The 16,972-nt window shown below is 56.4% G+C and carries 17 protein-coding genes and 2 tRNA genes; 6 read left to right on the forward strand and 13 right to left on the reverse strand.

The genetic code is table 11. The annotated features are described in order from the left end of the window. Positions 1-66: 66 nt before the first annotated feature. On the reverse strand, positions 67-507 hold the full coding sequence (locus tag PG062_RS02560) for a SpoVA/SpoVAEb family sporulation membrane protein (RefSeq protein ID WP_113999674.1): 441 nt from the start codon (positions 505-507) through the stop codon (positions 67-69). A 56-nt stretch (positions 508-563) separates the two neighbouring features. Continuing rightward, on the reverse strand, positions 564-1,133 hold the full coding sequence (locus PG062_RS02565; RefSeq protein ID WP_270750969.1) for a GNAT family N-acetyltransferase: 570 nt from the start codon (positions 1,131-1,133) through the stop codon (positions 564-566). Between the two features lie 80 nt (positions 1,134-1,213). Here PG062_RS02565 and prmA point away from each other — a divergent pair, with 80 nt between their 5' ends. Further along, the gene (prmA, locus tag PG062_RS02570) at positions 1,214-2,137 is read left to right on the forward strand and encodes a 50S ribosomal protein L11 methyltransferase (protein WP_113999676.1); all 924 of its coding nucleotides are present in this window, start codon (positions 1,214-1,216) and stop codon (positions 2,135-2,137) included. Between the two features lie 5 nt (positions 2,138-2,142). Continuing rightward, a complete protein-coding gene (locus tag PG062_RS02575) occupies positions 2,143-2,880 on the forward strand; it encodes an RsmE family RNA methyltransferase (protein ID WP_270750973.1) in 738 nt (245 codons plus the stop codon). A 208-nt stretch (positions 2,881-3,088) separates the two neighbouring features. Here the strand turns inward: PG062_RS02575 and PG062_RS02580 are convergent, their stop codons facing one another. Then, the gene (locus tag PG062_RS02580; protein WP_270750975.1) at positions 3,089-4,657 is read right to left on the reverse strand and encodes a putative PEP-binding protein; all 1,569 of its coding nucleotides are present in this window, start codon (positions 4,655-4,657) and stop codon (positions 3,089-3,091) included. A 37-nt stretch (positions 4,658-4,694) separates the two neighbouring features. After that, positions 4,695-5,894, reverse strand: a complete 1,200-nt coding sequence (locus tag PG062_RS02585) for a patatin-like phospholipase family protein (protein WP_270750977.1) — start codon at positions 5,892-5,894, stop codon at positions 4,695-4,697. A gap of 303 nt (positions 5,895-6,197) precedes the next feature. On the opposite strand from PG062_RS02585, the gene PG062_RS02590 reads away from it, so the two are divergent. Continuing rightward, on the forward strand, positions 6,198-7,133 hold the full coding sequence (locus tag PG062_RS02590) for a nucleotidyltransferase family protein (RefSeq protein WP_113999680.1): 936 nt from the start codon (positions 6,198-6,200) through the stop codon (positions 7,131-7,133). 505 nt (positions 7,134-7,638) lie between these two features. Here PG062_RS02590 and PG062_RS02595 read toward each other — a convergent pair. The 6 genes from PG062_RS02595 to PG062_RS02620 are packed head-to-tail and all read right to left on the reverse strand — an operon-like array spanning position 7,639 to position 12,684. After that, positions 7,639-8,460: an RnfABCDGE type electron transport complex subunit B gene (locus PG062_RS02595; RefSeq protein ID WP_270750978.1), complete on the reverse strand. Its 822-nt coding sequence runs from the start codon at positions 8,458-8,460 to the stop codon at positions 7,639-7,641. Between the two features lie 13 nt (positions 8,461-8,473). After that, entirely contained in the window at positions 8,474-9,115 is a 642-nt protein-coding gene (locus PG062_RS02600) for an electron transport complex protein RnfA (RefSeq protein ID WP_113999682.1), read from the reverse strand. Continuing rightward, the gene (gene rsxE / locus PG062_RS02605; RefSeq protein ID WP_113999683.1) at positions 9,112-9,801 is read right to left on the reverse strand and encodes an electron transport complex subunit RsxE; all 690 of its coding nucleotides are present in this window, start codon (positions 9,799-9,801) and stop codon (positions 9,112-9,114) included. Before rsxE ends, PG062_RS02600 begins: the two co-directional genes overlap by 4 nt. Before the next feature lies 1 nt (position 9,802). Continuing rightward, on the reverse strand, positions 9,803-10,384 hold the full coding sequence (locus PG062_RS02610; RefSeq protein ID WP_270750981.1) for an RnfABCDGE type electron transport complex subunit G: 582 nt from the start codon (positions 10,382-10,384) through the stop codon (positions 9,803-9,805). After that, on the reverse strand, positions 10,384-11,343 hold the full coding sequence (locus tag PG062_RS02615; RefSeq protein WP_113999685.1) for an RnfABCDGE type electron transport complex subunit D: 960 nt from the start codon (positions 11,341-11,343) through the stop codon (positions 10,384-10,386). Before PG062_RS02615 ends, PG062_RS02610 begins: the two co-directional genes overlap by 1 nt. Positions 11,344-11,346: 3 nt before the next feature. Next, entirely contained in the window at positions 11,347-12,684 is a 1,338-nt protein-coding gene (locus PG062_RS02620; RefSeq protein WP_270750983.1) for an RnfC family protein, read from the reverse strand. A gap of 515 nt (positions 12,685-13,199) precedes the next feature. Here PG062_RS02620 and PG062_RS02625 point away from each other — a divergent pair. The 3 genes from PG062_RS02625 (at position 13,200) to PG062_RS02635 (ending at position 13,814) form a co-directional block, all read left to right on the forward strand. Then, complete coding sequence (locus tag PG062_RS02625) at positions 13,200-13,556, forward strand: hypothetical protein (RefSeq protein ID WP_270750984.1); 357 nt, start codon at positions 13,200-13,202, stop codon at positions 13,554-13,556. Positions 13,557-13,632: 76 nt separating this feature from the next. After that, positions 13,633-13,706: transfer RNA gene (locus tag PG062_RS02630), tRNA-Gln, on the forward strand. 32 nt (positions 13,707-13,738) lie between these two features. Then, positions 13,739-13,814, forward strand: a tRNA-Pro gene (locus PG062_RS02635). A gap of 390 nt (positions 13,815-14,204) precedes the next feature. Here PG062_RS02635 and PG062_RS02640 read toward each other — a convergent pair. The 3 genes from PG062_RS02640 to PG062_RS02650 form a co-directional block, all read right to left on the reverse strand. Then, on the reverse strand, positions 14,205-14,351 hold the full coding sequence (locus PG062_RS02640) for a hypothetical protein (RefSeq protein ID WP_270750986.1): 147 nt from the start codon (positions 14,349-14,351) through the stop codon (positions 14,205-14,207). A gap of 38 nt (positions 14,352-14,389) precedes the next feature. Continuing rightward, the gene (gene pcp / locus PG062_RS02645) at positions 14,390-15,031 is read right to left on the reverse strand and encodes a pyroglutamyl-peptidase I (protein ID WP_270750988.1); all 642 of its coding nucleotides are present in this window, start codon (positions 15,029-15,031) and stop codon (positions 14,390-14,392) included. Positions 15,032-15,173: 142 nt separating this feature from the next. Continuing rightward, positions 15,174-16,931 (reverse strand): Rqc2 family fibronectin-binding protein, encoded by a 1,758-nt coding sequence (locus tag PG062_RS02650; RefSeq protein WP_113999688.1) that lies wholly within the window; start codon positions 16,929-16,931, stop codon positions 15,174-15,176. Between the last annotated feature and the right edge of the window lie 41 nt (positions 16,932-16,972).

Genomic DNA, 16,972 nt, shown 5'->3' on the forward strand with positions numbered 1-16,972 from the left:
TGCCGCAGCGGGGCAAAAAATATGCGCAGGGCAGCCAAAGCAGCGCCCTGCGCGATTATTTTGGGGTCAAAACTTATTCATCGCCCAATACACCAGCCCCCACACCCAGGAAGCCAGTGTGCCGAACGCCAGCACCGGGCCCGCGATGGTAAAAATTTTAGCGCCAACGCCCGTTATCCAGCCTTCGGCCTTGAACTCCACTGCCGGGCTGACCACTGAGTTGGCAAACCCGGTAATAGGTACCAGCGTCCCGGCCCCGGCCTTGGCGGCCAGCTTTTGGTACCAGCCCGGCACCGTAGTGATGGCGGAAAGCATCACCAGTGTGATGCTGGTCAATGTTCCGGCAAGGTCTTTATCGTACCAGCTCAGGTAGAACTGGCGCAGGGCTTCGCCCAACAGGCAGATGGCCCCGCCCACGAAAAAGGCCCACAGGCAGTCCTTGACGACCGGGCTGGGCGGGTTGGCCCGCTTGACCATGGCGTCATAATTTTTTGGGGGCAGCTGCATACGGCACACTTCCTTTTATTTCAGTCTGCCGTTAGCTTTCCCGCCTGCCGTGCCGGTTATGCGCCAAAAAAGTTCACGTTGCCGCGGTAATAGGGTTCCGGCACCATGGTGCGGTACAATTCCTGCAAATCGCGGTGGATTTCTTCATCTTTGGCAAGCCCGTCCGCGGGCAGGCTGTAGATCTGGTACCGCACGCCAAACAGGCGGCTTTCCATAGCAGCGGCGTGGGCACCGGCCCGCAGGTAGAAGCCAATGCGCCGCCTTGCCACTGCCGGTTCTGGCGCTTCGGCGGGGTGTTCGCATTCAATGATCAGGCTCTGCTTGCGCGGGGCGTAATAGGCGGCAAGCTCTTTCAGCACCGCCGTGCCCACACCGCTGCCGCGGTACTGCGGTAAAACAGCAAAATAATCCAGCAGCACATTGCGGCACTGGGGCAGAACCGCCTGCCAGGCATATGCCATCAGGGCACCGGCCTCGTCATAAAACGCCAGCGGCTCATACAGGCCGCGCGTCATCATGCCCTGCACCGAAGCAAAGGGTTTCAGCTCCGATTCCGGGAAATCCCGCACCATCTGGCTGCGGTAAATGCTTTGTGCCTGCTCCACGTTCAGCAGCACGATCTTCATGGCAAACGCCCCTTTCCATTTGTGACAAAATTTAGTATAATAGAAAAAGACCCAACAACGCAAGCAGGAGGATTTTCCCTATGGAATGGACCGATATTCAAATTACCGTACCGCAGCAGTATGCCGAAACCGCCGAAGCGATTGCTACCATGGTATCCAACGGCGGCATTTATATTGAGGACTACCGCGACCTGGAACAGCAGGCATGGGAGATCGCCCATGTGGACCTGATCGAGCAGGACCTGCTGGATCAACCGCGCGATATTGTAAAGGTGCACATGTACCTGGCCCCGGACGAAAACCCGGCCGAGATCCTGCCCCTGTTCAAAGAGCGGCTGGAAGCCAGCGGCGTGGAGTACAAGCTGGAAACCAGCGGCATTGAACAGGAAGACTGGCAGAACGCCTGGAAGAAATATTACCACGCCATGGACATTGGCCAGCGCCTAGCCATTGTGCCCGGCTGGGAAACCTATGATACTGACCGAATTGTGATCACGATGGACCCCGGCATGGCCTTTGGCACTGGCACCCACGAAACCACCAGCCTGTGCCTGGAAACGCTGGACAGCATGGTAAAGGGCGGCGAGCGTGTGCTGGATATCGGCACCGGCTCCGGCATTCTGGCCATTGCTGCGTTGAAGCTGGGCGCTGCCGAAGCCGAGGGCGTGGATATTGACCCCATGTGCGTGCGCACCGCCGGCGAGAATGCCGAACGAAACGGAGTGGCCGAGCACTTTACCGTGCTGGTGGGCGATCTTTCTGACAAAGCCAGCGGCAAATACAACATCATCACCGCAAACATTGTGGCGGCGGCTATCTTGTCCCTTGCGCCGCATGTGCCGGTATTGATGGCGCCGGGTGCACGGTTCATTGCTTCCGGCATTATCGATACCCGCAAGGACGAAGTGCTGGCCGGGCTGCGTGCCGCCGGGCTGGAGCCGGTTGAGATCAAAGAAAAGCGCGGCTGGGTTTGCGTGATCTGCAAAAACGCCGCGGAGGTATAAACGCTATGCCGCACCGCTATTTTACCGCCGAAGTTGGCAATGGCCGCGCCGCCCTGAACGGCACCGACGCCCACCACCTGGCTGACGTTATGCGCGCCAAAATTGGCGAGAACGTGATTTTGTGTGACGCCCACGCTGTGGAGTATGTGGGCACCATTACCTCCATCCAGCCAGGCCGGGTGGAGTTTACCGTGACCGAGGGCTACCCCAGCGCCGCAGAGCCCAGTGTTGAAGTAACACTGTTTGCCGGGTACCCCAAGCTGGGCAAGCTGGAAGATACCATCCGCCACAGCGTGGAGCTGGGCGTGACCAATGTTGTGCCTTTTTTCAGCCGCTACTGTGTAGCTGCCCCCAAAAAAGAGGAAGCAAAAAACGAGCGCTACTGCCGCGTGGCTGTGGAAGCCGCCAAGCAGTGCGGCCGCGGCATTCTGCCCACGGTGGAGCTTCCCCTACCGGATTTTAACGCCGTGTGCGACCGCTTCAAGGACTATGACCTCGTGCTCTTCTTTTACGAGTGCGGCGGTGTTTCGCTGCGGGAAGTTTTCAACAAAGAACCGGGAAACCGTGCAAAACGGATCGCCGTGGTGACCGGCAGCGAGGGCGGTTTTGCCGCCGAGGAAGCTGCCCGCGCTGCCGAATGTGGCGCCGTTACCGTTGGCCTCGGCCCCCGCATCCTCCGCTGTGAAACCGCTCCCCTCGCCGTCCTCTCCGCCGTCATGACATTGACGGGGAACCTGGAATAATACGAAATAAAAATTAAAAAAGAATAAAGAATAATGCTGGTGTGCGTGCCGCGCACGCACATTAAAATAGCTTTGTACCTTCTTTTTTGAGCCGAGCAGCGCGAGGCGGTCCACCTACATTATTCTTTATTCATTATTCTCTATTCATTAAAAATTCTCCCCGCACCCTTATCATATGCCGTAGGCGGCAAAGGGTGCGGGGAGACTTTTATAGTTCGGTTTGCATCAGAATGCTTTTGAGGGTGTTGATGTGAACGGATTCCACGCAGAAATTGCGCACACCAATGCGCATGAAAGCGGGCATGGTTTCCAGGTCTTTCTGCATAATGCCGCACAGGTACAGCGGCACGCCGCGCGTCTGGGCTGCGTGCATCATATCCTGCACCAAACGCAGCACGGCAGGGTTATCGGCGGGGGTGGGCTTTTCCCGCCGGGAAACACCACAGGTATACTGCACCAAATCGTCCAGGTCCACGGCCAAAAAGTCAGCCCCGGCGTCAATGATCTCCCCTGCCATCAACGCAGCGGCGGGGATTTCGATCAAGCAGCCAACGGGCAGATTCCCGCAGAATGGCAAACCTTTTTCTTTCAGGCTCTCGTTGCAGCGCTTCATCTGGTCCATGCGGGTGCGCCAGGCATCCACATCGGGGATCATGGGGAACAGCACCTGCAAGGCACCTTCCGGTGCCTCCACTGCAGCCTGCATCAGGGCGGAAAGCTGGGTAAGCGCCGTTGTCTCTTCCTCCATCCGTGTCTGCACGCCATCCATCCATTGGCCGCAGTCGTCCGCAGCCCAATCGCAGGTGCGCACGGTAATGGGTTTGCCGCCGCTGTTCTTGATGCATGTTTTATAGGCTTCCACCTGCTGGGCTTCAGTCAGCTCCTTGATTACAACGGATTCCGTGCGCAGCAGTCCAATGCCGGAAGCCCCCGCCTGAATGGCTTTCTGGATGGCCTCTGGTGCGGCGCAGGCTGCGCTGGCCAGCAGAACAAACGGCGTGCCGTCCCGCGTGCGGCAGGGGGCCGCAGCCAACGGGTCGGGCAGGGCATTGCTGTTTTGCAGCTCCTGCCGCCGTGCTTTCACCTGCCGCAGCTGGGCGGCGGTGGGGTCAATGATCAGCTGGGCGTGTTCAGCATCCACCACTGCGCGGCAGCCCGCCGCAGCAGCGGCTACCCCCTTGCCCAGCTGGAATACCGCCGGGATGCCCATGCTGCGCGCCATAATGGCGGCGTGGCTGGTTTCACTGTCCGTTTCCGAGGCAAGCCCCAGGATCATGCCCGGTGCCTGACCAAACAGATCGCTGGGGTAAAACAGCTCTGCCACCAGGATGCTGGGCTCCGTCAGGTGCAGACGGCGGCTGGGGCGGCCATCCAAAATATCCACCACGCGGCGGCAGGCATCGCACACATCCACGCTGCGCTCCCGGATGTAATCATCATCCACGTTTTTTAAGCGGCCTGCAAAAATCTGCTCCGCACGCTCCACGGCGGCAGCGCTGCCGGCACCGGCGGCTATGTAATCGCCAATTTCGTTGGTGAAGGATTCATCCTCCAACAGGGCAATCTGGAACATTAAAATATCGGCATCCTGCCCGCAGGCGTGCTGCTGCAGGCGGTTCAGTTCATCTTTTGCCAGCACAATGGCAGCCTCGTACAGGGCACGCTCCCGGAACGGGTCGCACACAATGCGGTGCAGGCCCGCCGCACCGCGGTCAATGCGAACAACAGGGCCGACTGTTAAGCCATCGGACACTGCCAATCCCTGAAAAGTTTGCATGTTGTCCTCCTTGTTGAACCTTCTTGTCTGTGCAGTCTTACAGGAATTTTGCCGACGGCATTTTGCTTAAAGTATGGCTGACCAGCGCGGTAACAAAGTCTTCCGGCACGGCTGTTGCCATGGCGGCTTCGCCAAGGATATTGCCCTCTTCCCGGCCAAGCAGGGTCTTATAGCGGTCCGCGGGGTCTTTATCGCACTGACCCATAAAAGTCAGGGCCAGCAGTTTGGGAGTATAGGGTACTTCACTCGGCACATCCACCATCTCCGCCGCTAGTTCCAGCGGGGCAATCGCGCCGCGGGTGGGGGCGGTCAAATTTTCGGAGAACGCCGCCGGGTAATGCTTATGCTGGCGGGCCAGTGCTTCGGTCAGCGCCAGGGTCGGCGCGCGGGAGATTGCCGCGCTCAGCTGGGCCTGGTATTCAGCGGCAAAGTCCTGCATAAAGCTGTTTTCATCGGGCAGAATGCCATACGCCGTACCGCCCAGGCGGCCAAATTCCCGCATGGTATCCATATAGCCCAGGGCAATGTTTTTGGCGGCACGCACACCGTCAAAATCAAACAGCGGCCCCAAGTCCCAATGGCTGCGGATGATGCGGGTAGGCAGACCGGTCAGGTTGGGGCGGGTCAGCCCAACGCCATCCACATCCACGCCGATCAGCTCGGTTGCCCCCATTTTGGCGGCCAGCTCCAGCGGCATATTGTCCCGCCAGCCGCCGTCAATGTACTTTACCCCGTCAATCTCATAGGGACGCAGCGCCGGGAAGCAGGCGGAAGAGGCCAGCATATAATCTTTCAGCTGCCCCTGCGGGATATCATCCAGCGTACACTGCACGCTGCGCAGGGTGTTCATTTCGGTAATCACCAAACCGTACTTGATGTGGGATGCCCGGATGGCGTTCTCGTCCATGTACTGGTCAATGGTCTGACCCAGCGGTTCGGTGTTCAGCCCGCCGCCGCGCAGAGTTTCCAACAAGAAATCACGCAGTTCCTCCGGCGTTTTGCCCTCTGGCAGTTCCAGCACGCCGTGGTTATCCAGGCTGCGCCACAGGTCTGCCGCTTCGTTCACCTTGCCCATCACAAACAATGCTGCGTTCAGGCTGCCCACACTGGCACCAGTGATCACATCCGGCAGCCAGCCAAGTTCCATCAGTGCCTGATACACACCAACCTGATAACTTCCCTTTGCGCCGCCGCCCGCAAGCACCAGCCCGCGCACGGTATCATGTTTTTCTGCCATATCCTGCACCTCCTGGTTGTATCCCTCTATCTCAAATTGGTATCACTTATATCAAATGGGTATTACTTTTATGAATCACGCTTATTATAGCATACCCAGCCTGTAAAAGCATATATTATTTTGCCGAATTTATTTACCTCCTTGCAACCAGATTCTTAAAAGTGTATCATAAAAACAGCAGAGTTTATTTTTTGATTCCCCTCATACTGGTTTACCTGCTAGATTGGGCAGCACAGTAATCCAATCATTTTTCATCATCTTGCACACTGTGTTCGCCCATTAGGAAAAGGAGTTTATATTTTCATGAAAGATACCGCAAAAAAGCCGATCCTTGTCATCATGGCAGCCGGCATGGGCAGCCGGTTCGGAGGCCTGAAGCAGATCGAGGCCGTTGGCCCCGCCGGGGAAGCGATTCTGGATTACAGCCTGTTCGATGCCCACCGCGCCGGGTTTGAAACGGTCGTGTTCATCATCAAGCACGCAATCGAAGACGCGTTCAAATCCACTGTGGGTGCCCGCGCCGAAAAGGCCGGGCTAAATGTGCGCTATGCGTATCAGGAGCTGGATATTCTGCCGGAAGGTTTTACCGTGCCGGAGGGCCGCATCAAGCCGTGGGGCACCGCCCATGCCATTTTGTCTGCTGCCGATGCGATTGATGCGCCGTTCGCTGTCATCAATGCTGATGATTATTACGGCCGCACCTGCTTTGAGCTGATCTACAATTACCTGAGCGCCGGGCACACCGGCCCGAAATATCCTTGGGTGATGGTGGGGTATCTTTTGGGCAACACGGTCAGCACCAACGGTTCCGTCAGCCGTGGTGTCTGCGTAACAGATGCTGATGGAAATCTTGACACGGTAACGGAGCGCACCCGCATTGAAACTTATGATAGCGGTATCCATTATACGGAAGACGGCGGCGAGACCTGGGTGGACCTGCCCGCGGATACGGTCGTTTCGATGAACATGTGGGGCTTTACCCCGGATTTCATCACCGAGGCCAAAGCCGGGTTTGTAGATTTTCTGCGCAGCAGCCTGCCGGGCAACCCGCTCAAGTGCGAGTATTACCTGCCCACCGTGGTAACGGAAGCGCTGGAAACCGGCAAAGCGGAAGTAAAGGTGCTGACCACCCCGGACAAGTGGCACGGCATTACCTACCGTGAGGACAAACCGGAGCTGGTTGCCGCCCTGGCCGCCATGCACGCCAGCGGTTTTTACCCGAAAGAGCGGCTGTTTTAATTACGGGGGATTTTTCAGCCTTTCTTGAACGAAAGGCTTCGGCGTAAGGACTTTAAGGCAATACCGCATAATTCTAAGTGCCGATACGGCGAGCGAGGTGCGGCAGCTGCTAGGCCAAAAGCGCAGATAATACTGGATGCTGCAAAGGTGAGCGCCGCCAGTGGCGGATGCAGCGAACCGAAGCAGGGGCAGCGGTCGCAGAGTGCGAGGGGCTTTTGCCCCCGAAGCACGATGCGGGTACCGCAACCCGACATTATCGAGCATTTTGGCAACGCAGATGCCGTGCCGCAGCCGCCGGAGCGGTGCTTAAGCCGCTAGGCGGAAATTGTGCGGTGTTGCCCTAACGCTTTTATTGATATTTTTCATTTGCCGAATATTCTTATCATCCCCTATCTCCCCTTTTCCCCCTCAAACCAAAAACATCCCCGTTCCCTGCCGGTTTCACCCGGCAAAGGGAACGGGGATGCTTTTTACAGATTCAAACCCAATCAGCAATCACGCTGCATCAAGCAGGCTCACCGGCAACGGCGGGCTGGCCATCAACCCAATGGATAACCTTTTTGGGGCACTTGGTAACACAGGTGCCGCAGGAGGAGCACTTGGCGTAATCGATAACAGCAACATTGTTGACCAGGGTAACGGCCTGCTGCGGGCAGTTGCGCACGCACATGCCGCAGGCAATGCAGCCTGCCTTGCAGGCTTTCATCACAGCGGGGCCCTTGTCCTTGTTGGAGCACAGCACCGCGGGCTGCGGGGCCATCGGCTTCAGACTGATGACATGGTGCGGGCAGGCTGCCACACAGGCGGAGCAGCCGGTGCACTTTTCGCGGTCCACAACAGCGCTGCCGTTTACCACATGGATAGCGTCAAATTGGCAGGCGCGGGTGCAGTCGCCATAGCCCAGGCAGCCAAATGCACAGGCGCTGGGACCGCCGGCAATGGCAGCAGCAGCGGCACAGGTGGGAATGCCGTGGTATTCAAAGCGGGTGCCACAATTGCCGTTGCCGCCGTTGCAGTTTACAACAGCGTGCAGGGCCGGGCCGCTGGCGCTCTCAGTGCCCATAATAGCGTTGACAGCCTCGGTGGCTTTGGCACCGCCGGGGGCGCACTTATTGGTGGGTGCGCCGTTTTCAACAATCGCTTTTGCATAGTCAGCACAGCCGGCATAGCCGCAGCCGCCGCAGTTGGCGCCTGCAAGGCATTCGGTGATCTGCGCAATGCGCGGGTCTTCGTACACAGCCATAAACTTGGAAGCCAGCACCAGAATAATGCCGCCCGCCAAGCCCAGAACAACAAGCACGATGACGGCGAAGGCAATACTATTCATCGATTTCTCCCCCTTACATCAGTGCGGCGATGATGTTTTCTACCAGACCGCCAAAGCCCATAAAGCTCATGGCAGTAATGGCAGCAGACACCAGCGTGATAGGCAGGCCCTTAAAGCTTTCCGGCGGGTTGGAGCGCTCCACGCGCTGGCGAACGCCGCAGAACAGCAGCATGGCAACCAGGAAGCCCACACCTGCACCGGCGGCGCAGATCAAAGCCTCGGCATAAGCCATACCAAAGCCCTGTGCCTCATAAACCTTGGTGTAATCCTGCACAGCCAGGATGGTCACGCCCAACACACAGCAGTTGGTGGTGATCAGCGGCAGGTACACGCCAAGGGACTGATACAGTGCATGAACGTAACGCTTCAGCACAATTTCGATCAGCTGGACCAACACAGCGATGACCAGAATAAAGATGACCGTCTGCATATAGCCCAGGCCGTTGGCATCCAGCAAAAAGATCTGCAGCGGGAAGGTAACAGCGGTTGCGATCACCATGACTGCAATAACAGCCGCGCCCATACCAACGGAGGAATCCAGCTTTTTGGAAACGCCCAGGAACGGGCAGATGCCAAGGAACTGGACCAGAACATAGTTATTAACAAGGATCATGCTAAAGAAGATGGTAGCAAAGGTTGCAACAGTCTGGCTCATTCCTTAGCACCCCCTTCCTCGGTTTTTGCCTTGTCGATTTCTTCCAGCATCACATCGCCGCAGGTTTTGCGCTCAATGGGCTTGTTCAGCTTCTTTTCAATGTACACACACAATGCCATCAGGCAGCCGAACACGAAGAAACCGCCGGGGGCCTGGTTCATCAGGCTCATGCGGTCAATGCTTTCCGGGATGATGGTAATTCCCATCCAGGTGCCGTTGCCCAAAATCTCACGCACAGAGGACATGAGCAGCATGGTCAGGATGTAGCCGCAGCCCATGCCCAGGCCATCCAGTGCAGAATCCACAACGCTGTTCTTGCAGGCAAACATCTCGGCACGGCCCAAAATGATACAGTTGACAACGATCAAGGCCAGGAACACGCCCAAAGATTTGTACAGTGCGGGCACATAAGCCTGCAGTACCATCTGAACGATGGTAACGAAGGTTGCAATGATAACAATGTAGCACGGCAGATGCACTTTGGCCGGAATGACCTTGCGCAGTGCCGAAATAACGATGTTAGAGCAAACCAGAACGAACGTCATGGCCAGGCCCATGCCCAAAGCGCCGGATACCGTGGTGGTAACAGCCAGTGCCGAGCAGCAGCCCAGAACCAGGCGCAGAACCGGGTTTTCGCGGATGATGCCGGCGGTAAAAATGCGCCATTTGCTTTGTTTTTCAGCCATTTTAAGCCACCCCCGCAATTTCATTATTGTAGCAGTCGATTGCGCTGTTGATGGCGCTGACAACTGCACGGGAAGAGATGGTAGCGCCGCCGATTGCATCAACGGGGTTGCCAAGCTCTACCTGCTGGGAAGCGCTCCAGCCGACATAACCGCCGTAGAAGCTCTCTTCGCCCGTCTTGGAACCGATACCGGTGGTCTGGGTGGAAGCATCCACAGACAGAGCGGTCAGGGTGCCGGTGGTATCAAATGCAGCGTACACGGTAACCAGGTTGCCGCTGTAGCCTGCTGCGGTGGACTGCACAACAGCCATGCCGTCTGCGGTCTTAACTGCGCCGGTCACATTGGCGGTGGTAACAGTAACATCCTGCAGATCATCCGCCGTGGTGCCTTCCGGCAGAACGGACAGATAAGCCGCCAGGGTCTCAGCCTTGGTGTTGGCTTCAATGATGGGTGCGGTTGCGTTGTTCAGCACAGCCAGCAGCGCGCTGCAGACCAGGCAGATCACAACCAGAACAATGACCGGAAGAACCAGTGCCTTAAAGTTGGATTCCTGTTCCGGAGCCTTTGCATTGTTTTCAGCCATTATTCTTTTCCCCCTTTCGCAGCTTTCTGGGGCTTTTTGTAGCCCAGCGGGGTCTGGTGGCCCCAGGCGTTGAACCACGGGGTCATCAGGTTGCCCAGCAGGATGGCGAAGCTCATGCCTTCGTTCATGCTGGCAAAGTTACGGATCAGGAAGGTGACCAGACCGATGAACACGCCATAGAACAGCTTGCCCTTGGTGGTGAACGGGCTGGTCACATAGTCGGTCGCCATGAACACGGCGCCGAACAGCAGGCCACCGGACATGCAGTCCAGCAGGGCAATGTACGGGTCACGGGTAGCCAGCAGGGTCAGAACATACATAGTGCCAACGATGGAAGCGGGGATGGTGAACTCGATGGTGTGGGTAAACAGCAGATAAGCCAGGCCCAGCAGGATGGCGATCACACAGGTTTCGCCCATCATGCCGCCATGGATGCCCAGCAACATATCCACAAAGCTGACGCTGTGCAGGTCAACGGCTGCGTTCAACGGGGTAGCGGATGCCAGGGCGTCCACTGACATATCCGGGTAAACGTAAGCCGTCATGCGGGAGGTAAAGCCCAGGAACAGCACGATACGGCCAACCAGCGCAGGGTTAGCAAAGTTATAGCCCAGACCGCCGAACAGCTGCTTGATGATAACAATAGCAACCAGTGCGCCCACAATGGCAATCCACAGCGGCATGCTGACCGGCATGTTCAAAGCCAAGATCACGCCGGTAACGCAGGCAGAAAGATCCCCCACCGGGTTGGGCTTGTGCATCAGCTTGCAGTACAGGTACTCAAAAACAACACAGGCAAGGGTAGTCACTGCGGTCAGCAGGATCGCACGCATGCCAAAAATCAGCCCCGACGCCACAATGCTGGGTACCAGCGCGATCAGCACGTTGCCCATCAGGCCGCGGGTGGTCGCATTGTCCCGGATATGGGGCGAAGCGGTTACGATCAGACGATCATCCATTCCTTATTTCCCTCCTTTGCGCAGTTCGCCCATGTACCAGGCCTTTGCCAGGCCCATGTTCTGAGCCACAGGGCGCTTGGCCGGGCAGGCAAAGGTGCAGCTGCCGCAGGCCACGCACAGATCCACGCAGCGTGCTTTCAGCGCATCAAAATCTTTTTCGGCAAAGTTTTCCAGAATTTCGACCGGTTCCAAACCCATGGGGCAGGCGGCAATGCAGCGCCCGCAGCGGATGCAGGGGTCAGGCTCCGGCAGGGTGGCCATTTTGCGGCTGAACAGCAGCAGGCCGTTGTTCTGCTTCAATACCGGGTAATCAGCACTCGGCGAAGCACCGCCCATCATGGGGCCGCCAAAGATGATCTTGCCCAGCTCAACATCCGGCTTAATGCCGCCGCATGCTTCGATCACATCGCGGTACAGAGTGCCGATGGGCACTTCAATGTTCTGCGGCTTGGCAATGGCATCGCCTTCCACGGTAACGCGCTTGGTGGTCAGGGGCACACCGGTCTTCAGGAACTTGCCCAAGGTAGAAACGCTGGTCACGTTCATGATGATACAATGTACGTCTGCAGGCAGGCCCGGTTTGCCGGAAGGACCAATCTGCGGCACTTCGCGGCCGGTGCAGGTTTCAACCAGCGTTTTTTCAGCGCCCTGCGGGTAGCGCATGGGCAGCGGCTTGACCGAAACGCCCTGCATATCGCGCACCAGGGAGCACATCAGATCAATGCACTCCGGCTTGTTTCGTTCAATGCCGATGATGCAGTTGGGAATGTTGCAATACTTCATGACGGCAGTAATGCCGGAAAGGATCGTATCACTGCATTCCAGCATCTCGCGCGTATCCGTGGACAGATACGGCTCACACTCAGCTGCGTTGATCAGCAGGGTGTCAATGCCCTCTGCTGCCAGCTTGACATGCGTCGGGAAACCGGCGCCGCCAAGGCCAACCAGACCGCAGGCCTGCACAGCTGCCATCAGGCTCTTTTTATCGGTCACAACCGGCGGCACACAGGCCGGGTCAACCGTCTGCTGGCCATCGGCTGCAATCGCAACCGCCTGGCAGGTAGAACCGTTGACCATGCGGAACGGTGCAACGCCTTCAACTGTGCCCGAAACGCTGGAATAGATATTGGCACTGACAAAGCCGCCGGCTTTGCCGATGAGCGTACCAACACAGACCTGATCGCCTTTTTTGACGACCGGCTCTGCAGGTGCACCAATGTGCATCGACATGGGAATAATCACGTGCGCAGGCGTGGCCATTGTTACGGTAGCCAGCCCGGCCGTGCCCTTCTCATGCGGCACTGCGGCACCCTTGGCAGAGCGCTTCAGGGATTTAAACATGGACTCATTTCCCCCATTTCATTGTCTGCCCTGTTATGGAAAGCTCCGGAGCCGGTCATCCCGTCCCCGCTGATCACAGCGATCGCCGATACACCTTTTTATAAAGTCAAACCGTCATTGCCCCCACTGCCAGCCGAATCAAAAAAGCTGAGCCGCCGGGCCGATGCCGTTCCATGGCCGCAAAAACAAAAACCGCCTGCATTTATCAAATGAAACCCAGGCCGTTTTCAGGCTTTTGGGGCACACTGCCCCTTTACAAAAGATGTATTCTTTCCCAAAAGGCAAAATAAATACAGTATTATTGTAGCATTTTTGCCGTACAAGTCAAGAAGAAAGGGTCGCAAACCGCAATACAAAGTCGAATGTTTATACTAAAAAGTAAATTCTTTATGGGTTGCTAATACCGCCGCTCTGTTGGGCTTTCCACGGAAAATGCCTGTTGTGTATGTTGTTAATTTTTAGACATAGCGCATTGTTTCCTGTTGTTCCCTAAGGTGTATCTGAAAACAAAGAAAATGACGAATATTTCGCAGACACAAGCAGGATTTAAGTCAAAGAGCCTTGGAAGCCTTTGTGGATTCCAAGGCTTTTTAACGCAAAATCCCGCTGCGCTTGTAGAAACAGACGATATTTTCGACGTTTCAGATACACCCCATGGATTTTCTGGGTTAAACACGCTGCGGGCTGCCGGTGTTCCCAATCCCCCGCCGCCTTTTGCGCAGCGGTTCATTGCCTGTTTTTGCAGCCAAACCGCTGCGGCAAGCCAGCGCAAAAGCGCATATATTTTGTCATCTCTTGAGTCGTCCTGTATTTTATGCTCGTTGCTTCGTTATTTCCATATTTTATCAAAAAAACTTCAAAAAACGTGTTGACAAATGCCTGCCAGTCCGCTATAATAACTAAGCGTTGAGGGCAGCGCGAAAGCAAAGCTTCTTAACAAACATGCAATGGGGATTTGCATAATGGTAGTGCGACGGACTCTGACTCCGTTTGTGGGAGTTCGATTCTCTCATCCCCAACCACCGCAGCAGCAAAGTTGCTGCGGATTTTTTTTCGGGGTGTAGCGCAGTTGGTAGCGCGCTTGGTTCGGGACCAAGAGGCCGTGGGTTCGAATCCCGTCACTCCGACCACAAAAAGCTCTTTCACCGTCTGGTGAAAGAGCTTTTTGTTTTTCACGGAGTGACGGGATTCGAACCCACGGCCTCGCCACAGCGGGACACAAGCAGTCCAGTGGACTGTTTGCGAGGGTGCGGGAGAATCCGCGCCCGTTTGCCGCATAGAGCTCTTTGGACGGTGCCGAGGCAAAACAGTCCGCGGAAAAACTCTCAGCGCGCCAACCAGCAAAGCCACTCACGCATCTTTTTAAAGATTTTCCCCCGCCCTTCTACAAAAATCTGCCAAGAGCATTTTCAGCCCTTGGCAGCGAAGTCTTTATTTCACCATCAATAAGTTTTCATCCGGATTTTATTTGGGTATGCCTCATTCAATCGTTTCAAAGCAAACCGTATATCCAAACTCTTCTACCAAATCATTGTCAATGATTTTTCTAATGATATTTTTTGCATTTTCAAATGCTTTATATCACTCCGTTCCAGATCAAGGCCGCACTTCCGGTTCAGGCAGCCGCGGCAGTAGCACAAAACTTCAATTTCTTTATTGGTCAGCATAACGCTTACCCCCCTTTTATTTCGAGCAGTCGCTGTTTTTAATCCAGCCTGCCCATTTGTTCTTTCAAATCGGTCTTATTCTGCACAGCGGCTTCAATGGCAGCTGCCAGGGCCGCGGTAATGTCTGCCAGCGGCATGGCCGGGGTACCCGCAGCTTTGCCTTCCAGCTGGCTGGCTGCATACGGCACATGCACAAAGCCCGCCCGTATATGGGGATAACTTTGCACGGTATGCAGCACGGTATACATGACCGCATTGCAGACGTAAGTACCTGCCGTGTAAGACAGCTGGCAGGGATAGCCCTTTGCCTGTACCCCGCGCACCATGGCCTTGACCGGCAGCTTGGCAAAATATGCCGGGGCACCGTCCTGTACCAGCGGTTCGTCCACCGGCTGTGCGCCGTCATTATCCGGGATACGGGCATCCGCCAGGTTGATGGCTACCCGTTCTACACGCAAACCAGCAGCGCCGCCTGCCTGGCCCACATTCAGCACCAGATCCGGCTGGCAAAGTTCGATTTGGCGCACCACTTCTGCGGTGCCGCGGGTAAAGCTTGTCGGGATCTCCCGCTTGATGATCTGCGCCCCGGCAATTTCATCCAGCAGCATTCTAACAGCTTCGTAAGCCGGGTTGATGCTTTCCCCTCCGAACGGGTCAAAACCTGTAACTAAGACTTTCATTTCACTTTCCCTCTCCTCATCTTTTCAAATTATACCACACGTTTTTTCATTTTTCACTCCTATTTACAAAAATATCCTACTTTATTCAAAAAAAATGACCACGCTCGCACTTAGCGTGGTCATCTCATTAACATATGTTACTTTATTTTTCCCTTAGCTGCTCTTCCAGCCCGGCGCGCGGGGTAATATAGACCGTTGTATAATCGTTATACAGCACCATGCCAGGGCGGGCGCCGTTGGCTTTCCAGATGTTGCGCACCTCGGTGGTATCCACCGGCACCTTGGCACCGCCATTCTGGCTGGAGTGCAGCACAGCCAGCTCTGCGGCCTCCTGTTTGGTGGTGTCCGGCACATCCTCGCCGCGGCTCATAACCACCGTATGACTGCCGGGGGCTTTCTGTACATGGAACCAGACATCCTTGCCGCGGGCAGTGTGCAGGGTCAGCTTATCGTTTTGCAGGTTGTTGCGCCCGATCAAAATTTCAAAGCCATCGCTGGAGCGGTAGCGCAGGAAATCCGCCGGTTTCTGTTTGCGTTCCCGCTGCTTATAGTATTTCAGGTAGCCCTGGCTTTTCAGTTCGGCGCGCACTTCGTTCAGGGCCTGCTCGCCGGGGGCAGTCTCCACCTCATACAGAACATTGGCAAGGTATTCGATCTCATCCTCTCCCTCGAGCAGCAGCTTTTTCAGCATCTGGCCGGCGGTCTGCTTCTTTTTATAGTCGCGGAAGTATTTCTGCGCGTTCTCGTTGGGTCCAAGGCGGGGGTCCAGGCGGATGGTCACATCCTCGCCGGTATAGTAGTTTTGCACGGTGGCCTGGCGGTCGCCTTTCTGGATGGCCCACTGGTTGGCCTGCAGCAGCTCGCCGTACAGGCGCAGGGTATCGGCTTTTTCACTCTGGGCCAGTTCCTCCCGCCGGGCGGACTGTTTGCGCACAGCGCGTTCGTACAGGTTATGCACCGCCTTGTACAGCTCGCGGCTCTTCTGCTTCAACCGCTCGGCGCGGTCCTTGGTGGCGTAATAATCCTCCAGCAGCTCGCTGTAGGTGGGGTACTGCGTTAAAATGGCCGCACTGCCGTACTGCTGCGGGATAAAAAAGCTGAACTCTACCGGCTTGTTCACTCCGTCCGGCTGGGGGATGCGCACCGCCGTGGGGGTGCCGCCTGCAGCGTGTTCATCCTTCAGGTTTTCGATTGCGGCGCACAGGGCCTGCTTCTGTGCTTCGTCCAGGTCACAGGCCAGCAGGGGCGTTTCGCCGCCAAAGGCACGCCACACAGCCTCCCGCGCAACAACGGGGCCGACACCGCCAACCGCTTTGCCCAAAGCAGAAGCCACCGGCAGGTCTTTTTCGCAGGCAGCGGCCACCATGGCGGCGGCGCTGGTTGCCAGAAAATCCGGCTTATTGGGTTTGGGCGGCAGCGTATACGGCAGTCCGGGCAGCAGCTGGCGGATCTCGCTGTCCTCAAAATCCACGCGCTTGAGGGCATCGATGATCTTGCCGCTCTGGATCAGCACCAGGTTGGAGTAACGGCCCATCAGCTCGGCAGCCAGGGTATTGGTTACCAGGTCGCCCATCTCATTGGTGCACAAAAAGTCAAAAAACACAATGCGGTCGCCGGGTTCCATATGCAGCCCTGTCAGACGGCCGCCGGTCAGGTGTTTGCGCAGCAGCATGCAAAAGCCCGGCGGGGTGAGCGGGTTTTCAAAGCTTTCTTTGGTCAGGCAGACACGCGCCGAGCCGCTGCGGGCAGACAGCAGCAGCTTGAACGTCTGGGTGCGGGTGCGCAGGGTCATCAGCACTTCATCCCGCGTCGGCTCAAAAATTTTATCAATTTTGGCATCCAGCAGGGTGCTGTTCAGTTCATTTGCGACCAGCGCAAGGGTCGCGGCATCCAATGCCATGGTGGTACTCCTTTTCTTTTGGGGCAGGGTTTTATGAAAAC

The sequence above is a fragment of the Gemmiger qucibialis genome, assembly GCF_027689445.1.
Taxonomy (GTDB): Bacteria; Bacillota; Clostridia; order Oscillospirales; family Ruminococcaceae; genus Gemmiger; species Gemmiger qucibialis.